This window comes from Methylobacterium oryzihabitans (assembly GCF_004004555.2).
Classification (GTDB): domain Bacteria; phylum Pseudomonadota; class Alphaproteobacteria; order Rhizobiales; family Beijerinckiaceae; genus Methylobacterium; species Methylobacterium oryzihabitans.
This window is the reverse complement of sequence record NZ_SACP01000014.1, coordinates 109,117-127,279: the sequence shown is the minus strand read 5'-3', so window position 1 is coordinate 127,279 and position 18,163 is coordinate 109,117. Positions and strand designations below refer to the sequence as shown.

The window sequence follows — 18,163 nt, the reverse complement described above, 5'->3', positions numbered from 1 at the left end:
TCACCGCGGAGGACGGCGAAGCCGCTGGATAGTTAAGACGATCGTCGGACCACCCCGTCCTGCAACCTCAGCCCCACCCCGCCCCGCTCCGCCCCGAGCGAGGCGGAACTCGTCCTGCCCGAGGAGACCCGATCCGGCATGTCGGCCCAGTTGCTGCTGTTCCAGGTCCTGAACGGGACCGGCATCGGGATGATCTACTTCCTGCTGTCGGTCGGCCTGACGCTGATCTTCGGCCTGTTGCGCTTCGTGAACTTCGCCCACGGGGCGTTCTACATGGCGGCCGCCTACATCGCCTACGCGGTGGCGGTGTGGACCGGGACGTTCTGGTGGGCGCTGGTGCTCGGGCCGCTCCTCGTCGCGGCCCTCGCGCTCGTCGTCGAGCGCACGCTGCTGCGCCACACCTACGCGCTGCCGCACGAATCGCAGATCCTCATCACCTTCGCGGTCGCGCTGATCATCCAGGAGGGCATCATCCTGCTGTTCTCGCCGCTCGGCCACAACGTGCCGGTGCCCGAGGCCCTGAGCGGCATCGTGTTCCTCGGCCCCTACGTCTATCCGGCCTACCGGCTCGCGGTGGTCGGGGCGGCGGTGCTCGTCGGGGTGGTGCTGTGGGTCGCCATCGAGCGCACCCGCCTCGGCTCGATCCTGCGGGCGGGCTCGGAGAGCGCCGAGATGGTCGGGCTGCTCGGCATCAACGTCGACCGGGTGTTCATGGCGACCTTCGCCCTCGGGGCGGCGCTCGCCGGCCTCGCGGGGGTGCTGGCGGCGCCGCTGCGGGGCGTCGAGCCGTTCATGAGCTCGGAAGCCCTCGGCATCGCCTTCGTGGTCGTGGTGGTGGGCGGCCTCGGCACCCTGTCGGGCGCCCTCGTCGGCGGCCTGCTGATCGGCCTGATCCAGTCCTTGATGAGCACGCTGTGGCCGGAAGGGGCGCAGCTCATGATCTACGCCGCCATGGCGCTCGTCATCCTGCTGCGGCCCGCCGGCCTGCTCGGACGCCTCTAGATGCGCGACATGCCCCGCTTCCCCGACCTCTCCAGTGCCGTCGTCCTCGCCGGGCTCGCGGTGCTGCCGTTCCTGGTGCCGGTGACGCTCGCCGTGCAGATCGCGATCTTCGCCACCGGCACCCTGTCGGTGACGCTGCTCCTCGGCTCGATCGGCCTTCTGTCGTTCGGCCAGGGCCTCTATCTCGGGCTCGGCGCCTATGCCGGCGGGCTGCTCCTGCGCGATGCCGGGCTCGGGCTCGTGCCCTCCCTCGTCGTCGCGACGCTCGCCGCGGCGGCGCTGGCCGGGCTCCTCGGCAGCGTCATCGTGCGGCGCCACGGCGTCTACTTCGTCATGCTCACGCTCGCCTTCGCCCAGATGGGGCATTTCGCGACCCTGGCGTTCAAGGACGTCACCGGCGGCGAGAACGGGCTGTCGGGCCTGCCGCGCCGGTTCGACCTGTTCGGCCTGCCGATCGAGGGCCCGCTCTCGCTCTACGGCCTCTCGGCCGGGGCCTTCCTGCTGGTGTTCCTCCTGGTGCAGCGCCTCGTCGCCTCGCCGTTCGGCAGCGTGCTGGCGGCGATCCGCGAGAACGAGCCGCGCTGCGCCGTGCTCGGCTACCCGGTCGCCCGCTACAAGACCGCGGCCCTCGCCCTCGCCGGGGGCATCGCCGGGCTCGCGGGGGCGCTCCACGTCGTCTTCCTCGGCTTCGTGCCGCCGAGCGACGCCGACCTCGAGATGAGCCAGCGGCTCCTCGTGATGGCGCTGATCGGCGGGGTCGGCTCGCCGGGCGGGGCGCTCGCCGGCGCCGCCTTCTACATGATCGTGTCCGAGGCGCTGTCCGAGATCTGGCCGCGCTGGATGGCGCTGATCGCGCTCCTGCTGATCGGCCTCGTGCTGTTCCTGCCGGGCGGCCTGTGGAGCGTCGGTGGGCGGATCGCGGCCCTGCGCCACCGGGAGGCGGCCCGTGGCTGAGCCGCTGCTCGTCGCCGAGGCGATCGACGTCCGCTTCGGCGACTTCCAGGCCTTGTCGGGCTTCTCGCTGTCGGTGCGGCCGGGGACGATCCACGCCCTGATCGGCCCGAACGGCGCCGGCAAGACCACGCTGTTCAACGCCCTGACCGGGGTGCGCCGCCCGAGCGGCGGGCGCATCGTGTTCGACGGCCACACCGTCACCCGCGCCCCGGTCCACCGGCGCATCCATTACGGCATGAGCCGCTCGTTCCAGGTCACCGCCCTGTTCGCCGGACTCACCGTCGCCGAGAACCTGCGGCTCGCCGTGCAGGCGCGGGAGGCGGGGGAGGGCTGGGTGTTCTGGCGCGGCCCGGGCCGGCGCGCCGACATCCGCGCCGAGGTCGGGGAGCTGCTGGCGCGGATCGGCCTGTCCGACCGCGCCGACGAGCGCGCCGGCGGCCTGTCGCACGGCGCCCAGCGCTCGCTGGAGATCGGCATGGCGCTGGCCGGCCGGCCGAAGATGATCTTCCTCGACGAGCCGCTGGCCGGCATGGGCATCGACGACGTCCACCGGACCAAGGACCTGATCCTGTCCCTGCGGGCCCAGATGGCGGTGCTGCTGATCGAGCACAACATGAGCGTCGTGCTCGACATCTCCGACCGGATCACCGTCATGGCCCGCGGCCGCAAGATCGCCGAGGACGCGCCGGCCGGCATCCGCCTCCACCCGGAGGTGCGCGCCGCCTATCTCGGGAGCACCGCATGAGCGCCGTCCCGATGCTCGCCGTCACCGGGCTCCACGGCTGGTACGGCAAGAGCCACATCCTGCAGGGCATCGACCTCGCGGTCGGCGACGGCGAGCTCGTCGCCCTGCTCGGCCGCAACGGCGTCGGCAAGACCACCACGATGCGGGCCGTCGCGGGGATCCTCGGCCGCGCCGAGGGCGAGGTGCGGCTCGCCGGCGAGCCGGTGCTCGGGCTGCCCTCCCACGCCATCGCCCGCCGCGGCCTGTCGCTGGTGCCGGAGCACCGCGGCATCTTCGCCACCCTCACGGTCGAGGAGAACCTGACCCTCGCGGCCCGGCGCGGCTCGCCCTGGCCGGTGGCGCGCATCTGGGAGTTGTTTCCCGCCCTCGCGGCCCGGCGCCGGACCGCCGGCGGCAAGCTCTCGGGCGGCGAGCAGCAGATGCTGGCGATCGGCCGCGCCCTCGTCACCGGGCCGCGGCTGCTGCTCCTCGACGAGCCGACCGAGGGGCTGGCCCCGGTGATCGTCGACCAGCTCGTCGCGATCCTCGGCGGTCTCAAGGCGACTGGGCTGTCGATCCTCCTCGTCGAGCAGAGCCTCGCCGTCTGCACCGCCGTCGCCGACCGGCTGGCGATCCTCGATACCGGCCGGATCGTCTGGACCGGGAACGGCGCGGCGCTGGCGGCGGCCGAGGACGTGCGCGCCCGCCACCTGACGCTGGAACACGCCTGAGCGGAAACCGGCGCCACACCGAAGGCCGCCTGCGACCGGGACGACGGGGGCAGACGATCGCGAGCGCCACCATGCCGCGTGCCGTCGCCATTCCGGACGAGTGGCCCTGCGGTCCGGGACGTGCTCGTTGTCCCCTCGACACAGCAGGGAGCGCCGACGCGGCGCGCAGCGCGTTTTGCCTCCATCACCCATTGAGCGGCTTCGCAATGCGGCCGCGGCACGGATCGGTCCGCTCCGGCACCTCCCGGCCCTGTTCCGGCTCGCCTGGGCGACGAGCCGCACCCTGACGCTGCTGGGCATCGGGCTGCGCATCGCCCGCAGGGCGGTGCCGGCGCTGACGCTCTACGTCGCCAAGCTCGTCGTCGACGCGGTCGTGGCCGGGCGGGGCGATGTCGCCGCGCTGGCGACCGCCTCGGACTGGGTCGCCAGTCCGGTGCTGCGGCAGGTGGCGCTGCTGATCGGGGCCGAACTGGCGCTCGCCCTCGCCTCCGACCTGCTCGGGCGCGCGACCGGCCTCGTCGACGGGGTGCTGGCCGAGATGACCGGCAACGCCATCACGCTCCGGCTGATGGCGCATGCCGCGGCCCTCGATCTCGCCCAGTTCGAGGACCCGGCGGTGCAGGACGGGCTGGAGCGCGCCCGGCGGCAGGTGGCGTGGCGCGGGAACCTGATGGGCCAGCTCCTCGGCCAGCTCCAGGACGGCCTCACGGCGCTGTCCCTGGCGGTGGCCGTCGTCGCGTTCCTGCCCTGGCTCGTCGTCCTGCTGGTGCTGGCCCTGATCCCGGCCTTCCTCAACGAGCTCCACTTCAACCGCCAGGGCTACCGCCTCGCCTACCAGCGCTCGCCGGAGCGGCGCGAGGGCGACTACATGCGCCAGCTCGGGGCCGGGGCCGAGAGCGCCAAGGAGATCAAGCTCTTCGGCCTCAGCGGCTACCTCGCCGAGCGCTTCGGCCGGCTCGCCGACCGGGCTTTGCGCGAGAACACCCGGCTCGCGCGGCGCCGGGCCGTCGCGGGCGGGCTCTTCGCCAGCCTCGGCACGCTCGCCTACTATCTCGCCTACCTCGTGATCGCATTGCGGGCGGCCACCGGGGCGATCACGCTCGGCGACCTCACGTTCCTGACCGGCGCCTTCCTGCGCCTGCGCGGCCTCGTCGAGGGGCTGCTGCTCGGCCTCTCGCAGCTCTCGGGACAGGCGCAGTACCTCGACGACCTGTTCGCGTTCCTGGCGCTCGCGCCGCGCCTGCGCGCGCCCGCGCATCCCGCGCCGTTCCCGACGCCGATCCGCGACGGCTTCGTGTTCGAGGCGGTGGGCTACCGCTATCCCGGGGCGGAACGCTGGGCCCTGCGCGACCTGTCGCTGACCATCCGGGCCGGCGAGGTGGTGGCGCTGGTGGGCGAGAACGGCAGCGGCAAGACCACGGTCGTCAAGCTTCTGGCGCGGCTCTACGACCCGACCGAGGGGCGCATCCTGCTCGACGGGCGGGACCTGCGCGACTACGACCCCGACATCCTGCGGACCCGCATCGGCGTGATCTTCCAGGACTTCGTCCGCTTCGACTTCACGGCGGGCGAGAACATCGCGGTCGGGCGCATCGCCGAGCGGGCGGATGCCGCTCGCATCGCGGGCGCGGCGGCGCGCGGACTGGCCGACGCCGTGGTGGCGCGGCTGCCGGCGGGCTACGGCCAGCGGCTGGGGCGGCGCTTCGACGACGGGGTCGACCTGTCCGGGGGCGAGTGGCAGAAGCTCGCGATCGCCCGCGCCTACATGCGCGACTCCGAGGTGCTGGTGCTGGACGAGCCGACCGCGGCCCTGGACGCCCGCGCCGAGGCCGAGGTGTTCGCGCGCTTTCGCGGACTCGCGCAGGGGCGCACCGCGCTCCTGATCTCGCACCGCTTCTCGAGCGTGCGCCGCGCCGACCGGATCGTCGTGCTCGGCGACGGCCGGGTGCAGGAGGCCGGCACGCACGAGGACCTGATCCGCACCGGCGGCCGCTACGCCGAGCTGTTCGAGCTGCAGGCGGCGGCCTACCGCTAGAGCATTTTCCGACGAAGTGGATACCGGTTCGTCGAAGGAAATGCGGCAAAATCAAAGACCTAGAGAGCTTCGCGATTGCAGCGCGATCGTGAGGTGCTCTAGAGACCCGTGGCGGTCACTTCCTGATCGGCACGCCCTTGGTGGTGAACCGCGGCCGGCCCGGATGGTGTGCGGGTCGCGACTGGCCTCCCGGCCTGCCGGCCCCCGCGCCGGTTCCCGGCGGCTGCGAGAACGGCACGAGCTGGTCCGGCCGCGGCCCGATGAGGTCGGCCCGGCCCATCTCCCGCAACGCCTCGCGCAGCACCGGCCAGTTCTCGGGGTCGTGGTAGCGCAGGAACGCCTTGTGCAGCCGGCGCTGCCGCAGGCCCTTGATCGCCTCGACCGGCTCGCTGCCGCCGCGCCGCACGCCCTTCAGCGTGTTGACCTCGGTGTGGTACATCGCGGTCGCGGTCGCCATGGGCGAGGGCAGGAACGTCTGCACCTGATCGGCGCGGTAGTCGTTCTTCTTGAGCCACAACGCGAGGTGCAGCATGTCCTCGTCGGTCGTGCCCGGATGGGCCGCGATGAAGTACGGGATCAGATAGTACTTCTTGCCCGCCTGCCTGGCGGCCTCGTCGAACATCTCCTTGAAGCGGTCGTAGGTGCCGATCCCTGGCTTCATCATCAGGTCGAGCGGCCCGCGCTCGGTGTGCTCGGGCGCGATCTTGAGGCGGCCGCCGACGTGGTGGGTCACCAGTTCCTTGACGTATTCGGGGCTGCGGACCGCGAGGTCGTAGCGCACGCCCGACGCCACCATCACCTTCTTGACGCCCTCGACCTCGCGCACCTTGCGGTAGAGCCGGATCAGGTCGTCGTGCGAGGTGTTGAGGTAGGGGCAGATGTCCGGGAAGACGCAGGACGGCAGCCGGCACGCCGCCTCGATCTTCGGGTCCTTGCACGCCATCCGGTACATGTTGGCGGTCGGCCCGCCGACATCCGAGATCACCCCGGTGAAGCCCGGGGTCTTGTCGCGGATCTGCTCGATCTCGCGCAGGATCGAGCCCTCCGAGCGGTTCTGGATCACCCGGCCCTCGTGCTCGGTGATCGAGCAGAAGGTGCAGCCGCCGAAGCAGCCGCGCATGATCGTCACCGAGAACTTGATCATGTCCCAGGCCGGGATCTTCGCGTCGCCGTAGGAGGGATGCGGCGCGCGGGCGTAGGGCAGGTCGTAGACCGCATCCATCTCGTCGCTGGTGAGCGGGATCGGCGGCGGGTTCAGCCACAGGTCGCGGTCGCCGTGGCGCTGGACGAGCGGGCGCGCGTTGCCGGGATTGGCCTCCCGGTGCAGCACCCGCGAGGCGCGGGCATAGGCCTCCTTGTCGTCCTTCACGTCCTCGTAGGCGGGAAGCCGGATCACGGTGTCGCCCGGCTTGCGCGAGGCGGCCTCGTCGGCGGAATCGAGGTCGTCGGCGGGCAGTTCGGTGTAATGCCCGGGCACCCGGCGGAACAGGGCGACGCCCCGGATCGATTCCAGCTCGCGCGGCGCCTCGCCGGCGGCGAGGCGGTGGGCCACCTCGACCACGGCCCGCTCGGCATTGCCGTAGATCAGCAGGTCGGCCTTGGCGTCGGCCAGGATCGAGCGGCGCACCTTGTCCGACCAGTAATCGTAGTGGGCGATCCGGCGCAGCGACGCCTCGATGCCGCCGAGCACGATCGGCACGTCCTTGTAGGCCTCGCGGCAGCGCTGCGTGTAGACGATGGTCGAGCGGTCGGGCCGCTTTCCGCCCTCGCCGCCGGCGGTGTAGGCGTCGTCGTGGCGCAGCCGCCGGTCTGCCGTATAGCGGTTGACCATCGAATCGAGGTTGCCGCCGGTGACGCCGAAGAACAGGGTCGGCTTGCCGAGCGCCCGGAACGGCTCCGCCGACTGCCAGTCGGGCTGCGCGATGATGCCGACCCGGAACCCTTGCGCTTCGAGCAGCCGGCCGATGATGGCCATGCCGAAGCTCGGATGATCGACGTAGGCGTCGCCGGTCACCAGCACGATGTCGCAGGCGTCCCACCCGAGCGCCGCCATCTCGGCGCGGCTCATCGGCAGGAACGGCGCCGCCTTCCCGAGGGGCGGCGAGCGGAAGGCCAACGCAGGCGCGGGGGCCGGCGAGAGGTCGGTGGAAGCGCGGAGGTCCATGGGGCGACTGCATAGGCCACCGGCCGCGCGAGTTCAACGAAGGTCGAGGCGCCAACAACCTCGACCGTATTCAAGACATGCACCGTGCCGGCGCGTCGAGACGGGCGCGGAACGCCGGCCCGATCCCGCCCCGCCTGCGGCACCTTGGACGCCGGGACTGGGAGGCCGCCGGGCGCTCCCTACACTCGTCCTCGACCCGTGGGTCGTGCCGCGGCCGGCGCGCGCCCCGGACCGGAGACAGGCTCGTCGATGACCCAGGAACTCCCGGACCTGCCGCCCAACGCCTTCGCGAAGTTCGATCGCGATCCCGATCCGCTGTTCTACGCCGAGCCGCGCCTCGTGACCCACATCGATGCCGCCGCGATCGCGGCGGTGACCGACCTCTACCGGGAGGTCGTCCCGGCGGGCGGCGACGTCCTCGACCTGATGTCGAGCTGGGTCAGCCACCTGCCGGACGAGGTCGCCTATGCCAGCGTGGTCGGCCACGGCCTGAACGCGGAGGAACTCGCCGCCAACCCGCGCCTGACCCGGCACTTCGTGCAGGACCTCAACGCCGCACCGGAGCTGCCGCTCGACTCGGGCAGCGTCGACGCCGCGCTGATCTGCGTCTCGGTGCAATACCTGCAGCGGCCCGTGGCCGTCCTGTCCGAGGTCGCCCGCGTGCTGCGCCCCGGCTCGCCGGTGGTGGTCAGCTATTCGAACCGCTGCTTTCCGACCAAGGCGGTGGCGATCTGGCACGGCCTCGACGCCGCGGGACGGACCGACCTCGTCGGTCTGTATCTCGACCGCGCCGGCTTCGCCCGCCTCGAAGGCTGCATCCTCAGGCCCGAGGGAGGCCCCGGCGACCCGATGACGGCGGTGATCGGCTGGACCGCCGCGGCCTGAGGAACCGCGTGCGCCGACCGGCGCGAGCGTCACGGCCCCGCGCCGGCGCCATCCGGGTCGGTGGCCCGGGCCGGGAACCAGTTGCCGTGGAAGCCCGGCGGGATCCGGTGGCCGAGACGGATCGTGGCGACGGGCGGCGCCTCGAACGACCTCGCGTCGAGGATCGCGAAGTCGGTCGTGTCGGTCGCGGTGTCGATGACGAGCCCGACGAGCCAGCCCTCGTCCTCGCCGGCACCGGGATGCGCCGGTACGAACACGAACTCCCCCGGGACGCGGTCGGGGCCGAACTCGTGCACGCGGCGCTCGCCCGTCTCCAGGTCGTGCTTGTAGATCCGGGTCGCGCCGGCGAGCTGCGTATTGCCGTCGGCGGGGACGCTGACCGTGTAGGCGTAGCGGTGGCGCCGCCCGAACCGCCGCTCGTCGATGCGGGGGAATTCCTGCGGCGTCGGGTCGAGCACCCGCCGCGCGACCCGCCGCGCCGCCGGATCGACCGTCCAGCGTTCGAGCCGGCCCGGCTCGTCGAACCCGCCCCCGGCCGCGGTGAACACCGTGTCGTAGGCGACGACGTCGAGGATCACCCGCCCGTCCGCGTCGTCGTAGGCGTTGGCGACGTGGAACACGAAGCAGGGCTCGACCTCGCACCACAGGATGTCGGCGCCGTCGCCCCGCCGGGGCAGCAGGCCCACGCGCGCGCCGTGGGCGGGGTTCCAGCGGAACGGGAAGCGGTGGCCGGCCAGCAGCGCCCCGAGCGAGAACGTGACCGGCAGGTCGAGCACGATCGCGAAGCGCGCCGTGATCGCGCAGTCGTGGATGCAGGGGCCGTGCTCGACGGCGACCGGCCTGTCGCGCACGACCCGCCCGGTCGGCGCGACGACGACGTGGCGGACGCTGTCCCAGACCCGGCCGTCATACGCGATGGCGTGGGTCTCGCCGGTCAGCGGGTCGTGGTGCGGATGCCCGGTGAACGAGCCGGCGAGCGTCCCGTCGAACGGGTTGTAGCGCTGCTCCTCCAGGGTCCGCGACAGTTCGACCGGGTAGCTGCCGGCTTCGACCACGGCGAAGATCCGGCTGCCGATCGCGACGACGTTGGTGTTGACGGTGTCGTTGCCGCCCCGCCGCGGCCCGGGGGCGGCGGGCCGCCCGAGCGCCGCGGCGGCGGGGCGCGAGCCGATCCAGCGGTTGCGGTACCACGCGGCACGGCCGCCCTCGATCGCGAGGCCGTGCACCATGCCGTCGCCGAGGAACCAGTCGTGGCCCCGGGTCGCCGGGCCGGCGGGATTCGCTCCCATCTTGAGGTAGAGGCCCTCGAACCCGGGCGGGATCGCCCCGGTGACCGGCAGGTCCGCCAGCGTCAGTTCCTCGCGCATCGGCGCGTGCACGCCGACCACGAAGGGGTTCGGCGTTCCGGACAGGCGCAGCCGGTTGCAGGCCGCCCACAGGCCGATGCCGGCCTCGGCGGCGGCGCGCAAGGCGGACTGGACACGGTTCGGCATGGGCGGCGATCCCCGGATCAGGTGGCGGGCCAGGAGGTCGTCGCGGCAAGGCCGCCCGGTCCCCGGCGGCCGGAGAGAGCCGACGCGCCCCGGCTCACCTCACGGCGGGGAGGCATGGCCGCATCGGTCGTCGATGATGCGCAGGAACCGGGATCGGTCATGGCGATTGGCTTGCCGAGCCGGCGCTCCCGCCGGCCGGGAGGACGACATGTCCGAGGATACCGAAAAGCACCGCGCCCTGCTCAGTGCCCTCAGGGACGCAGGCGGGAAGGGCGACGGCTCCTTCGAGCAGGCGGTCACGAACGCCTTCGAGCACGTCTTCGAACACCTCGGACGCCTGAACGATCACGTCGCCCTCGGCGGGCCGGACGGTGGGGACCCCCACCTGAAGCCCGGGGAATCGCCGACGCTGCGATAGGGCCGGGACGCGGTCCACCTCACCGGCCTGTCCGGCCAGGCGAACCGGCCGGCACGACGAACTGGCCGGCCCCGTCCTGCCGGTCGCCCGGGTCGAGCAGACGCGGGGGCGCCCCGCAACGCGATCGCCGTCCGGGTCCGACCTCCCGGATCGCGATCCGGCCTCGGCCGCACGATCCGGACGGGACCGGCTGCGGACGGCCCGGAGCCGATCATTTCTTCGACGGGGACAGGATGCGGCGCAGGTCCTCGGACGCGGCGCGGCCGAGCACCACGGCCTGATCCCACCCCGCGAGGCGGATCCACGTCGTATCGCGGGATTTCTGGTCGACTTCGCGCAGACGGGCGAGGTTCACCACGAGGGAGCGCCCGAGGCGGCGGAACGTCGTGTCGGGGAGTTCCGCCGCGCTGCGGCCGAGCGGTTGCCGGACGAGCAGCGGCGGGCGGCCCTCGACGACGATGCGGGTGTAGTCGCGCTCGGCACCGAGGAACACGATCGCGTCGTGCAGGACCGACAGGGTGCCTCCGGACAGCCGCATGTGGAACATGGCGGGAATGGTGTCGGGGATCCGCGGCTCGGCCGGCCGGATCGCGGCGTGCAGGCGGCGCAGCGCCTCCTCCAGCCGGCTCTGGCGCACCGGCTTCAGGAGATAGTCGACGGCCCGCACGCCGAAGGCGTCGACGGCGTGGTGCGAATAGGCGGTGACGAAGACGATGGAGGGCGGGTCGGCGAGGCGGCGCACGACGTCGAACCCGGTTCCGTCCGCCATCTCGATGTCGAGCAGCACGCCGTCCGGCCGCTCCTGCGTGATCAGCCGGACGGCGTCCGACACGCTCCCGGCCTCGCCGACGAGCGCGACGTCCGCCTGCCCGTCCAGGAGGTCGCGCAGGCGCTGGCGGGCCAGCGCCTCGTCGTCGACCACGATCAGGCGGAGCATGGCGACCCGGGCAGGTTCAGCTCGGGCAGGTTCAGCTCGGCCACGACGTCGCCGCGGACCTGCCGGAGATCGAAGCGGTGTCCGTGCGGGTACAGCAGCTCCAGGCGCCGCCGCAGCACGGCCAGCCCGACGCCGGGACAGCCCTTGGTGCGCCAGTGCGGGTCGAGACGGCCGGGATTGGAGACGCTGAGCGCGAGCCCGTCGGGGCCCGACCGGGCCGCGATGTGGACCTTGCGCGGCTCGCGTCCCTCGGCGAGGCCGTGCTTGATCGCGTTCTCCACGAGGGGCTGGAGCAGGAAGCTCGGCGTGAGCATGCTCCGGGCTGCCTCGTCCGCCTCGACGACGTAGCGCAGGCCCGGCCCGAACCGCGCCTTCTGGATCGCCATGTAGCAATCGACCGCCTCGATCTCCCGGCGCAGGGGCGTCACGGCCCTGTCGCGCTGTTCGAGGGAGTAGCGCAGGTAGTCCGCCAGCTCGCACACCATCGCGGTCGCGGCCTCGGGATGGGCCGGGATCTCGGCGGCGATGCCGTTGAGGGCGTTGAACAGGAAGTGCGGGTCGAGCTGCTGGCGCAGATGGGTGAGTTCGAGCCGCAGGGCCTCGGTCTCGGCCTGCGCCGCCCGCCGCTGCGCCGCCTGGGCCAGTTCCCGCGCGTGCCACCACAGATAGGCCAGGGTCCAGATGAGGAGCACGATCGCGTAGAAGCCGATGGACGTGAGCCAGGGCTGCCACGCCGCCCCGTGCTGCGTGCTCCACCCGCCCCACAGGCAGACGAGGCGGACCCAGGCGGCGAGGAGCACGGCCGCGACGACGCAGCGCAGGACGAGCCGGCTCGCGACGACGAGGTCCCGCGGCAGCCCGCCGCGCAACGCCGCGCTCGGCCGCGTCAGCCGGCGGCGCAGGACGACGGCGGCCATGAGGGCGGCAGGGTCGGCCGCGACCGCGATCGTGACGGCGGCCCCGGCGTCGCCGTAGAGCGGCAGGCGCAGGACGATGCTCACGGAGAGGAGCAGGGCGAGACCGACGAGGTCGGCCTGCCAGAAGTCGGGGAACCGCACACGCTCGCGTTCGACCGCCATTCCCTCCCCCGTGCCGGCCGTCGCCGTGTCTGCACCTTGCCGGCGATCAAATCACGCCAACCTGAGGCTGTAACCTGCCGATCTCGCGCTGCCCGGTTCGTCGTGGAATCTGCCCGTTTCGTCGCAAAGCGCTGGCCCGCGATCCCGCGGATGGGCGAACAGCTTGACCAGTAGCTGTGGGGCGATTCGACCGTGCCGCGTGCCAAGCCTTCCTCCCGCCCCGTCACCCCCCTCGCCGGACTCGTCGCCGGCGCTCTCGCGGCCCTGGTCGCCGGCTGCCAGGAGGGCAACCAGTACGTGCCGCCGCCGCCGCCGGTGGTCCAGGTGGCCCAGCCGGCGCAGCGGCCGGTGACGCGCTACTTCGAGCTGACCGGCAACACCAAAGCCTTCGCCACCGTCGATCTCGAGGCGCGGATCCAGGGCTATCTCACCGGCATCTCCTACACCGACGGCGCCACCGTCACCCGCGGCACGCCGCTGTTCTCGATCCAGCGCGACACCTACGACGCGCAGCTCCAGCAGGCCCAGGGCGCCCTGGCGGCCCAGGAGGCGGCCCGGATCAACAGCCAGGCCGAGTACCAGCGGCAGGCCACCCTCGGGAAATCCGAGTTCGCGTCCCAGGCCCGCGTCGACGATTCCAAGTCCCGCCTCGATCAGGCCATCGCCGGCGTCACGCAGGCGCAGGCCAACCTCAAGCAGGCGCAGATCAACCTCGGCTACACCCAGGTCCTGGCGCCGTTCGACGGCATCGTCACCAACCACCTCGTGGATGTCGGCGCGCTCGTCGGCGTCGGCGGGCCGACCAAGCTCGCCACGATCGTGCAGATCGACCCGCTCTACGTCTATTTCAACGTCAGCGAGCAGCAGGTGCTGCAGGTCAAGCAGGCGCTCGCCGCGAGCGGCAGCACCCTCGGCGATCTCGCGCGCATCCCGGTGGAGATCGGCCTCCAGACCGAGACCGGCTACCCGCATGTCGGCCATCTCGACTACGTGTCGCCGCAGGTCGATCCCTCGACCGGCACGCTGCTGGCCCGCGGCCGCCTCGCCAACGCCGATCGCCGCCTCGTGCCCGGGCTGTTCGTGCGCGTGCGGGTCCCGGTCGGGCGGACCGAGACGGCGCTGCTCGTGCGCGACGACGCGATCGGCACCGGCCAGCAGGGCGCCTATGTCCTCGTCGTCGGCGACGACGGCACGGTCGTCCAGCGGCCGGTGACGCTCGGGCCGCGCGAGGGCCGCGACCGCGTGGTGGAGTCCGGTCTCCAGCCCGGCGACTGGGTGGTGACGGACGGGATCCAGCGGGCGATTCCCGGCACCAGGGTGACGCCGGTGCGCAACCCGGCGCCCCCCGCCGCAGGGCCGCGCCCCGCCGACCCCTCGCAGCGCTGAGCCCGGCCATGATCTCGCGCTTCTTCATCGAGCGGCCGGTCCTCGCCAACGTGCTGGCGATCGTGATGGTGCTGATCGGCGCCGTCGCCCTCTACGGCCTGCCGGTGGCGCAGTACCCCAACGTGGTCCCGCCGACCGTGCAGGTGACCACCCGCTATCCCGGCGCCAGCGCCCGGACCGTCGTCGACACCGTCGCGCTGCCGATCGAGCAGCAGGTCAACGGCGTCCAGGGCATGCTCTACATGCAGTCGACGAGCGCCAGCGACGGCACCTACACGCTCACCGTCACCTTCGCGATCGGCACCGACGCCGATCAGGCGCAGGTGCTGGTGCAGAACCGGGTCGCCATCGCGATGGCGTCGCTGCCCCAGGCGGTGCAGGTCCAGGGCGTCACGACGCAGAAGAAGTCGACCGCGATCCTGCAATTCGTGACCCTGTCGTCGCCGGACGGCCGCTACGACAGCCTGTTCCTGTCGAATTACGGCGTCATCAACGTCCAGAACGAGCTCGCCCGCCTGCCCGGCGTGGGCAGCGTCAGCGTCCTCGGCGCCGGCCAGTACGCGATGCGGATCTGGCTCGACCCCGACCTGCTCCAGGCGCGCGGCCTGACGCCGTCCGACGTGATCGACATCGTGCGCCAGCAGAGCCAGGAGGTGGCGGCCGGCGCGATCGGCACGCCCCCGACCCCGGCGGGCCAGGACTTCCAGTACACGCTCAACGTGAGCGGCCGGCTCAACGACGCGCCGGACTTCGAGCGGATCGTCCTGAAGGCCGACGCCCAGGACGGCGGGCGGATCACCCGGCTGTCCGACGTAGGGCGGGTCGAGCTCGGCGCCCAGACCTACAGCCAGTCCTTCACCCTCGACGGCAAGCCGGCCGCGGGCATCGGCATCTACCAGTTGCCGGAGGCCAACGCGATCGCCGTCGCGGGGGCGGTGCGGGCGCGGATGGAGGAACTCGCCCGCGCCTTCCCGCCCGGGCTCGTCCACGGGATCCCCTTCGACACCACTAGGTTCGTCCAGGCCTCGATCGACGAGGTCTACACCACGCTGTTCGAGGCGGCCGTCCTCGTGCTCCTCGTCATCCTGATCTTCCTCCAGGACTGGCGGGCGACGCTGGTTCCGGCGACGACGGTGCCGGTGACGCTGATCGGCACCTTCGCGGCGATGGCGGCGCTCGGCTTCACGGTCAACCTCTCGACCCTGTTCGCCATCGTGCTCGCCATCGGCATCGTGGTCGACGACGCCATCGTGATCGTCGAGGGCGTGACGCACCACATCGAGCGGGGCCTGTCGCCGCGCGAGGCGGCCGAGAAGGCGATGGAGGAGCTGTTCGGCCCGATCATCGGCATCACCCTCGTGCTGATGTCGGTGTTCATCCCGGCCGCCTTCCTGCCGGGCCTGACCGGGCAGCTCTTCCGGCAATTCGCCCTCGTCATCGCGGCGACCGCCCTCATCAGCGCGATCAACGCCGCCACCCTGAAACCCACGCAATGCGCCCTCTGGCTCCGGCGGCCGACGCCGCCCGAGCAGCGCAACGTCGTCTACCGCGGCTTCAACCGGGTCTATGGCGGGGCCGAGCGGCTCTACGTCGCGCTGATCGCCCGCATGCTGCGGGCCTCGGCCGCGACGGTCGCGCTCGCCCTCGTGCTGATCGGGCTGGCCGGCTGGGGCCTGACGCGCCTGCCGACCGCCTTCCTGCCGACCGAGGACCAGGGCTACGTCCTGATCGGGGCGCAGCTCCCCGACGGCGCCTCGAAGGAGCGCACGGACGCCGTCATGCAGCGCATCATCGCCCTCGCCCGCGGCACGCCCGGCGTCGAGACGGTCCTCGCCATCAGCGGCGTCTCGGCGCTCGACAACAACGCCAGCCTGACCAATGCCGGCGTGGCCTACGTCGTGCTGAAGGACTGGGACGCGCGCGCCAAGCAGCCGGGCCAGGACCTGCGCAGCCTCTACGACCGCCTCACCGTGAGTCTGGCCGCGATCGACGGCGCGACGACGATCGTGCTGGTGCCGCCGCCGATCCAGGGCATCGGCAACGCGAGCGGCTTCACCATGCAGGTCGAGCTGCGCGACGGCAATTTCGACTACACGCTGCTGGAGCGCCTCGCGCGCAAGATCGTCGCCGATGCCGGCACCCAGTCCGGCCTGCAGCGGCTCAACACCTCGTTCCGCGCCGGGGTGCCCCAGCTCTCGGTCGCGGTGGACCGGGTCAAGGCCGAGGCGCTCGGGGTCACGGTGGGACAGGTCTTCTCGACCCTCTCGGGCTATGTCGGCTCATCCTACGTGACGCAGTTCAACAAGTTCGGCCGCACCTTCCAGGTCTACCTCCAGGCCGCACCCGAGTCCCGCCTGCGCCCGGAGGACATCGCCGGCCTCAAGGTCCGGGCCGGCAACGGCGCGATGGTGCCGCTCGGCACCCTGGTCGAGGTGAAGACGGTCGTCGGCCCGTCGCTGATCGGCCTCTACAACCTCTACCCGTCGGCCACGATCGTCGGCGCCGCGAGCCCCGGCTTCAGCTCGGGGCAGGCCCTCGACCTGATGGAGCAGGTGGCCGAGCGCGACCTGCCGCGGGGCACCGGCTTCGATTGGACGGCGATGTCCTACCAGGAGAAGGCGGTCGGCGCGCAGATCTACCTCGTGTTCGGCCTCGCGATCCTGCTGGTCTACCTCGTGCTGGCCGGCCAGTACGAGAGCTGGATCCTGCCCTTCGCCGTGCTGCTGGCGGTGCCGCTGGCGCTGCTCGGCACCGCCGGCACGCTGCTCGGGCTGCACGTCGCCAACAACCTCTACACGCAGATCGGCCTGATCCTGCTCATCGCGCTGTCGAGCAAGAACGCGATCCTGATCGTCGAATACGCCCGCGAGCGCCGCATCGCCGGCATGGCGATCACGGAGGCCGCCCTCGAGGCGGCGCGGATGCGCTTCCGCCCGATCCTGATGACCTCGTTCGCCTTCATCCTCGGCGTGGTGCCGCTGGTGACCGCGTCGGGCGCCGGGGCGGCGGCCCGCAAGTCGATCGGCATCGCGGTGTTCTCCGGGATGATCGCCTCGACCTGCCTCGCGGTCCTGTTCGTGCCCTCGTTCTACGTCGTGCTGCAACGCTTCGAGGAATGGCGCCAGCGCGGCCGCACGCCGGCGCTCGTGCCCGAGCCGGGCCACGACCGGCATTGACCGCCGCATCCCGAGGCGCGCCGGGCGCTTCGGCGCCGGAACGCACCCCAAGCATCATACGAAATCCGATCGATCGCTCGGCGATCCCTTGCGGGATCGCTTTCGCGATGCGGATTTCGGCTTCGCTCAAGCGCCGCGCGGGCCGCTCACCGCTCCGTCAGCTTCAGCTCGATGCGCCGGTTGCGGGCATAGGCGTCCTCGGTCGTGCCGGCATCGAGGGGCTGGAACTCGCCGAAGGCGCCGGCGAGCAGGCGCTGGGGCGGGATGCCCCGGCCGGCGAGGTACTGCACCACCGCGATGGCGCGGGCCGCCGACAGCGCCCAGTTCGAGGGGAATTGCGACGAGCTGATCGGCCGCGCGTCGGTGTGGCCGTCGACCCGCAGCACCCACGGGATGTCGGCTGGAATCTGGCGGTTGAGCTCGACGATCGCCGCGGCGATGCGGTCGAGTTCCGGCCCGGCCTCCGGGCGCAGGGTCGCCTGACCGGCCTGGAACAGCACCTCGGATTGCAGCACGAAGCGGTCGCCGACGATGCGGATGTCGGTGCGGGCACCGAGGATCTGGCGCAGGCGGCCGAAGAAGTCGGAGCGGTAGCGCGCCAGTTCCTGCACCCGCTGGGCCAGCGCGACGTTGAGGCGGCTGCCGAGATCGGCGATGCGGGCCTGGCTCTCGCGGTCGCGGGTCTCGGAGGCGGCCAGCGCATCCTCCAGGGCGGCGAGTTGCTGGCGCATCGCGGCGATCTGCTGGGTCAGCAGGTCGACTTGGCTGAGCGCCCGGGCCGAGGCGCCCTTCTCGGCTTCGAGCTGGCGCCCGAGTTCGCTCTCGCGGCCCTGACTGTCCTGGCCGGCGGCGAGCAGGCCCTGGAGCCGGCGGCGCTCGGCCTCCGCGCCCTGAAGGCTCGCCCGCAGGGAGGCCGAGCCCTCTTCGAGCGTCCGGCGGCCGGAGCGTTCGAGGGCGAGGAGGTCGGTCAGTTCCGAGATCTGGCGGTTGAGCCGTTCCAGCACCGTGTCGCGGCCCGACAGTTCCTGCGACAGGAAGAACTGCCCGGTGACGAAGATCGTCAGCAGGAACACGACCGAGAGCAGCAGAGTCGTCAGCGCGTCGACGTAGCCGGGCCAGACGTTGACGCCGCGGTCGCGGCGGGCGATGCGGCCGGCCATCACCCGGTCGCCCGGTGAG

Annotated in this window: 14 protein-coding genes; 9 read left to right on the top strand and 5 right to left on the bottom strand. The window is 72.2% G+C overall.

The features are described from left to right. Positions 1-138: 138 nt before the first annotated feature. The 5 genes from EOE48_RS15760 to EOE48_RS15740 all read left to right on the top strand — a co-directional run bounded on the left by EOE48_RS15760 (position 139) and on the right by EOE48_RS15740 (position 5,446). Positions 139-1,002, top strand: a complete 864-nt coding sequence (locus EOE48_RS15760; RefSeq protein WP_127730771.1) for a branched-chain amino acid ABC transporter permease — start codon at positions 139-141, stop codon at positions 1,000-1,002. Continuing rightward, complete coding sequence (locus EOE48_RS15755) at positions 1,003-1,956, top strand: branched-chain amino acid ABC transporter permease (protein ID WP_127730768.1); 954 nt, start codon at positions 1,003-1,005, stop codon at positions 1,954-1,956. Further along, positions 1,949-2,701 carry an ABC transporter ATP-binding protein gene (locus EOE48_RS15750; protein ID WP_127730766.1) on the top strand — a complete coding sequence of 251 codons (753 nt, stop codon included), beginning with the start codon at positions 1,949-1,951 and terminating at the stop codon, positions 2,699-2,701. The genes EOE48_RS15755 and EOE48_RS15750 overlap by 8 nt, the downstream gene beginning before the upstream one ends. Continuing rightward, positions 2,698-3,411, top strand: a complete 714-nt coding sequence (locus tag EOE48_RS15745) for an ABC transporter ATP-binding protein (protein ID WP_127730764.1) — start codon at positions 2,698-2,700, stop codon at positions 3,409-3,411. Before EOE48_RS15750 ends, EOE48_RS15745 begins: the two co-directional genes overlap by 4 nt. A gap of 175 nt (positions 3,412-3,586) precedes the next feature. Beyond that, positions 3,587-5,446, top strand: coding sequence for an ABC transporter ATP-binding protein (locus tag EOE48_RS15740; RefSeq protein ID WP_246154455.1), 1,860 nt, complete (start codon positions 3,587-3,589; stop codon positions 5,444-5,446). 115 nt (positions 5,447-5,561) lie between these two features. On the opposite strand, the gene EOE48_RS15735 is transcribed toward EOE48_RS15740, so the two are convergent. Next, a complete protein-coding gene (locus EOE48_RS15735) occupies positions 5,562-7,610 on the bottom strand; it encodes a YgiQ family radical SAM protein (RefSeq protein WP_127730762.1) in 2,049 nt (682 codons plus the stop codon). Positions 7,611-7,859: 249 nt separating this feature from the next. Between EOE48_RS15735 and EOE48_RS15730 the strand changes: the two genes are divergently transcribed. Then, positions 7,860-8,495 (top strand): class I SAM-dependent methyltransferase, encoded by a 636-nt coding sequence (locus EOE48_RS15730; protein WP_127730761.1) that lies wholly within the window; start codon positions 7,860-7,862, stop codon positions 8,493-8,495. Between the two features lie 29 nt (positions 8,496-8,524). Here the strand turns inward: EOE48_RS15730 and EOE48_RS15725 are convergent, their stop codons facing one another. Continuing rightward, positions 8,525-9,988 carry an 8'-apo-carotenoid 13,14-cleaving dioxygenase gene (locus tag EOE48_RS15725; protein ID WP_127730760.1) on the bottom strand — a complete coding sequence of 488 codons (1,464 nt, stop codon included), beginning with the start codon at positions 9,986-9,988 and terminating at the stop codon, positions 8,525-8,527. A gap of 208 nt (positions 9,989-10,196) precedes the next feature. Here EOE48_RS15725 and EOE48_RS15720 point away from each other — a divergent pair, with 208 nt between their 5' ends. Beyond that, positions 10,197-10,406 carry a hypothetical protein gene (locus EOE48_RS15720; protein ID WP_127730758.1) on the top strand — a complete coding sequence of 70 codons (210 nt, stop codon included), beginning with the start codon at positions 10,197-10,199 and terminating at the stop codon, positions 10,404-10,406. A 211-nt stretch (positions 10,407-10,617) separates the two neighbouring features. Here the strand turns inward: EOE48_RS15720 and EOE48_RS15715 are convergent, their stop codons facing one another. Beyond that, entirely contained in the window at positions 10,618-11,343 is a 726-nt protein-coding gene (locus EOE48_RS15715) for a LytR/AlgR family response regulator transcription factor (RefSeq protein ID WP_127730756.1), read from the bottom strand. Further along, on the bottom strand, positions 11,331-12,422 hold the full coding sequence (locus tag EOE48_RS15710) for a sensor histidine kinase (protein WP_127730754.1): 1,092 nt from the start codon (positions 12,420-12,422) through the stop codon (positions 11,331-11,333). Before EOE48_RS15710 ends, EOE48_RS15715 begins: the two co-directional genes overlap by 13 nt. A gap of 264 nt (positions 12,423-12,686) precedes the next feature. Between EOE48_RS15710 and EOE48_RS15705 the strand changes: the two genes are divergently transcribed. After that, positions 12,687-13,808: an efflux RND transporter periplasmic adaptor subunit gene (locus tag EOE48_RS15705; protein ID WP_246154457.1), complete on the top strand. Its 1,122-nt coding sequence runs from the start codon at positions 12,687-12,689 to the stop codon at positions 13,806-13,808. A gap of 8 nt (positions 13,809-13,816) precedes the next feature. Beyond that, complete coding sequence (locus tag EOE48_RS15700) at positions 13,817-16,984, top strand: efflux RND transporter permease subunit (RefSeq protein ID WP_127730750.1); 3,168 nt, start codon at positions 13,817-13,819, stop codon at positions 16,982-16,984. Between the two features lie 146 nt (positions 16,985-17,130). Here the strand turns inward: EOE48_RS15700 and EOE48_RS15695 are convergent, their stop codons facing one another. Continuing rightward, positions 17,131-18,144, bottom strand: a complete 1,014-nt coding sequence (locus EOE48_RS15695) for a peptidoglycan -binding protein (protein WP_127730748.1) — start codon at positions 18,142-18,144, stop codon at positions 17,131-17,133. Positions 18,145-18,163: the final 19 nt, after the last annotated feature.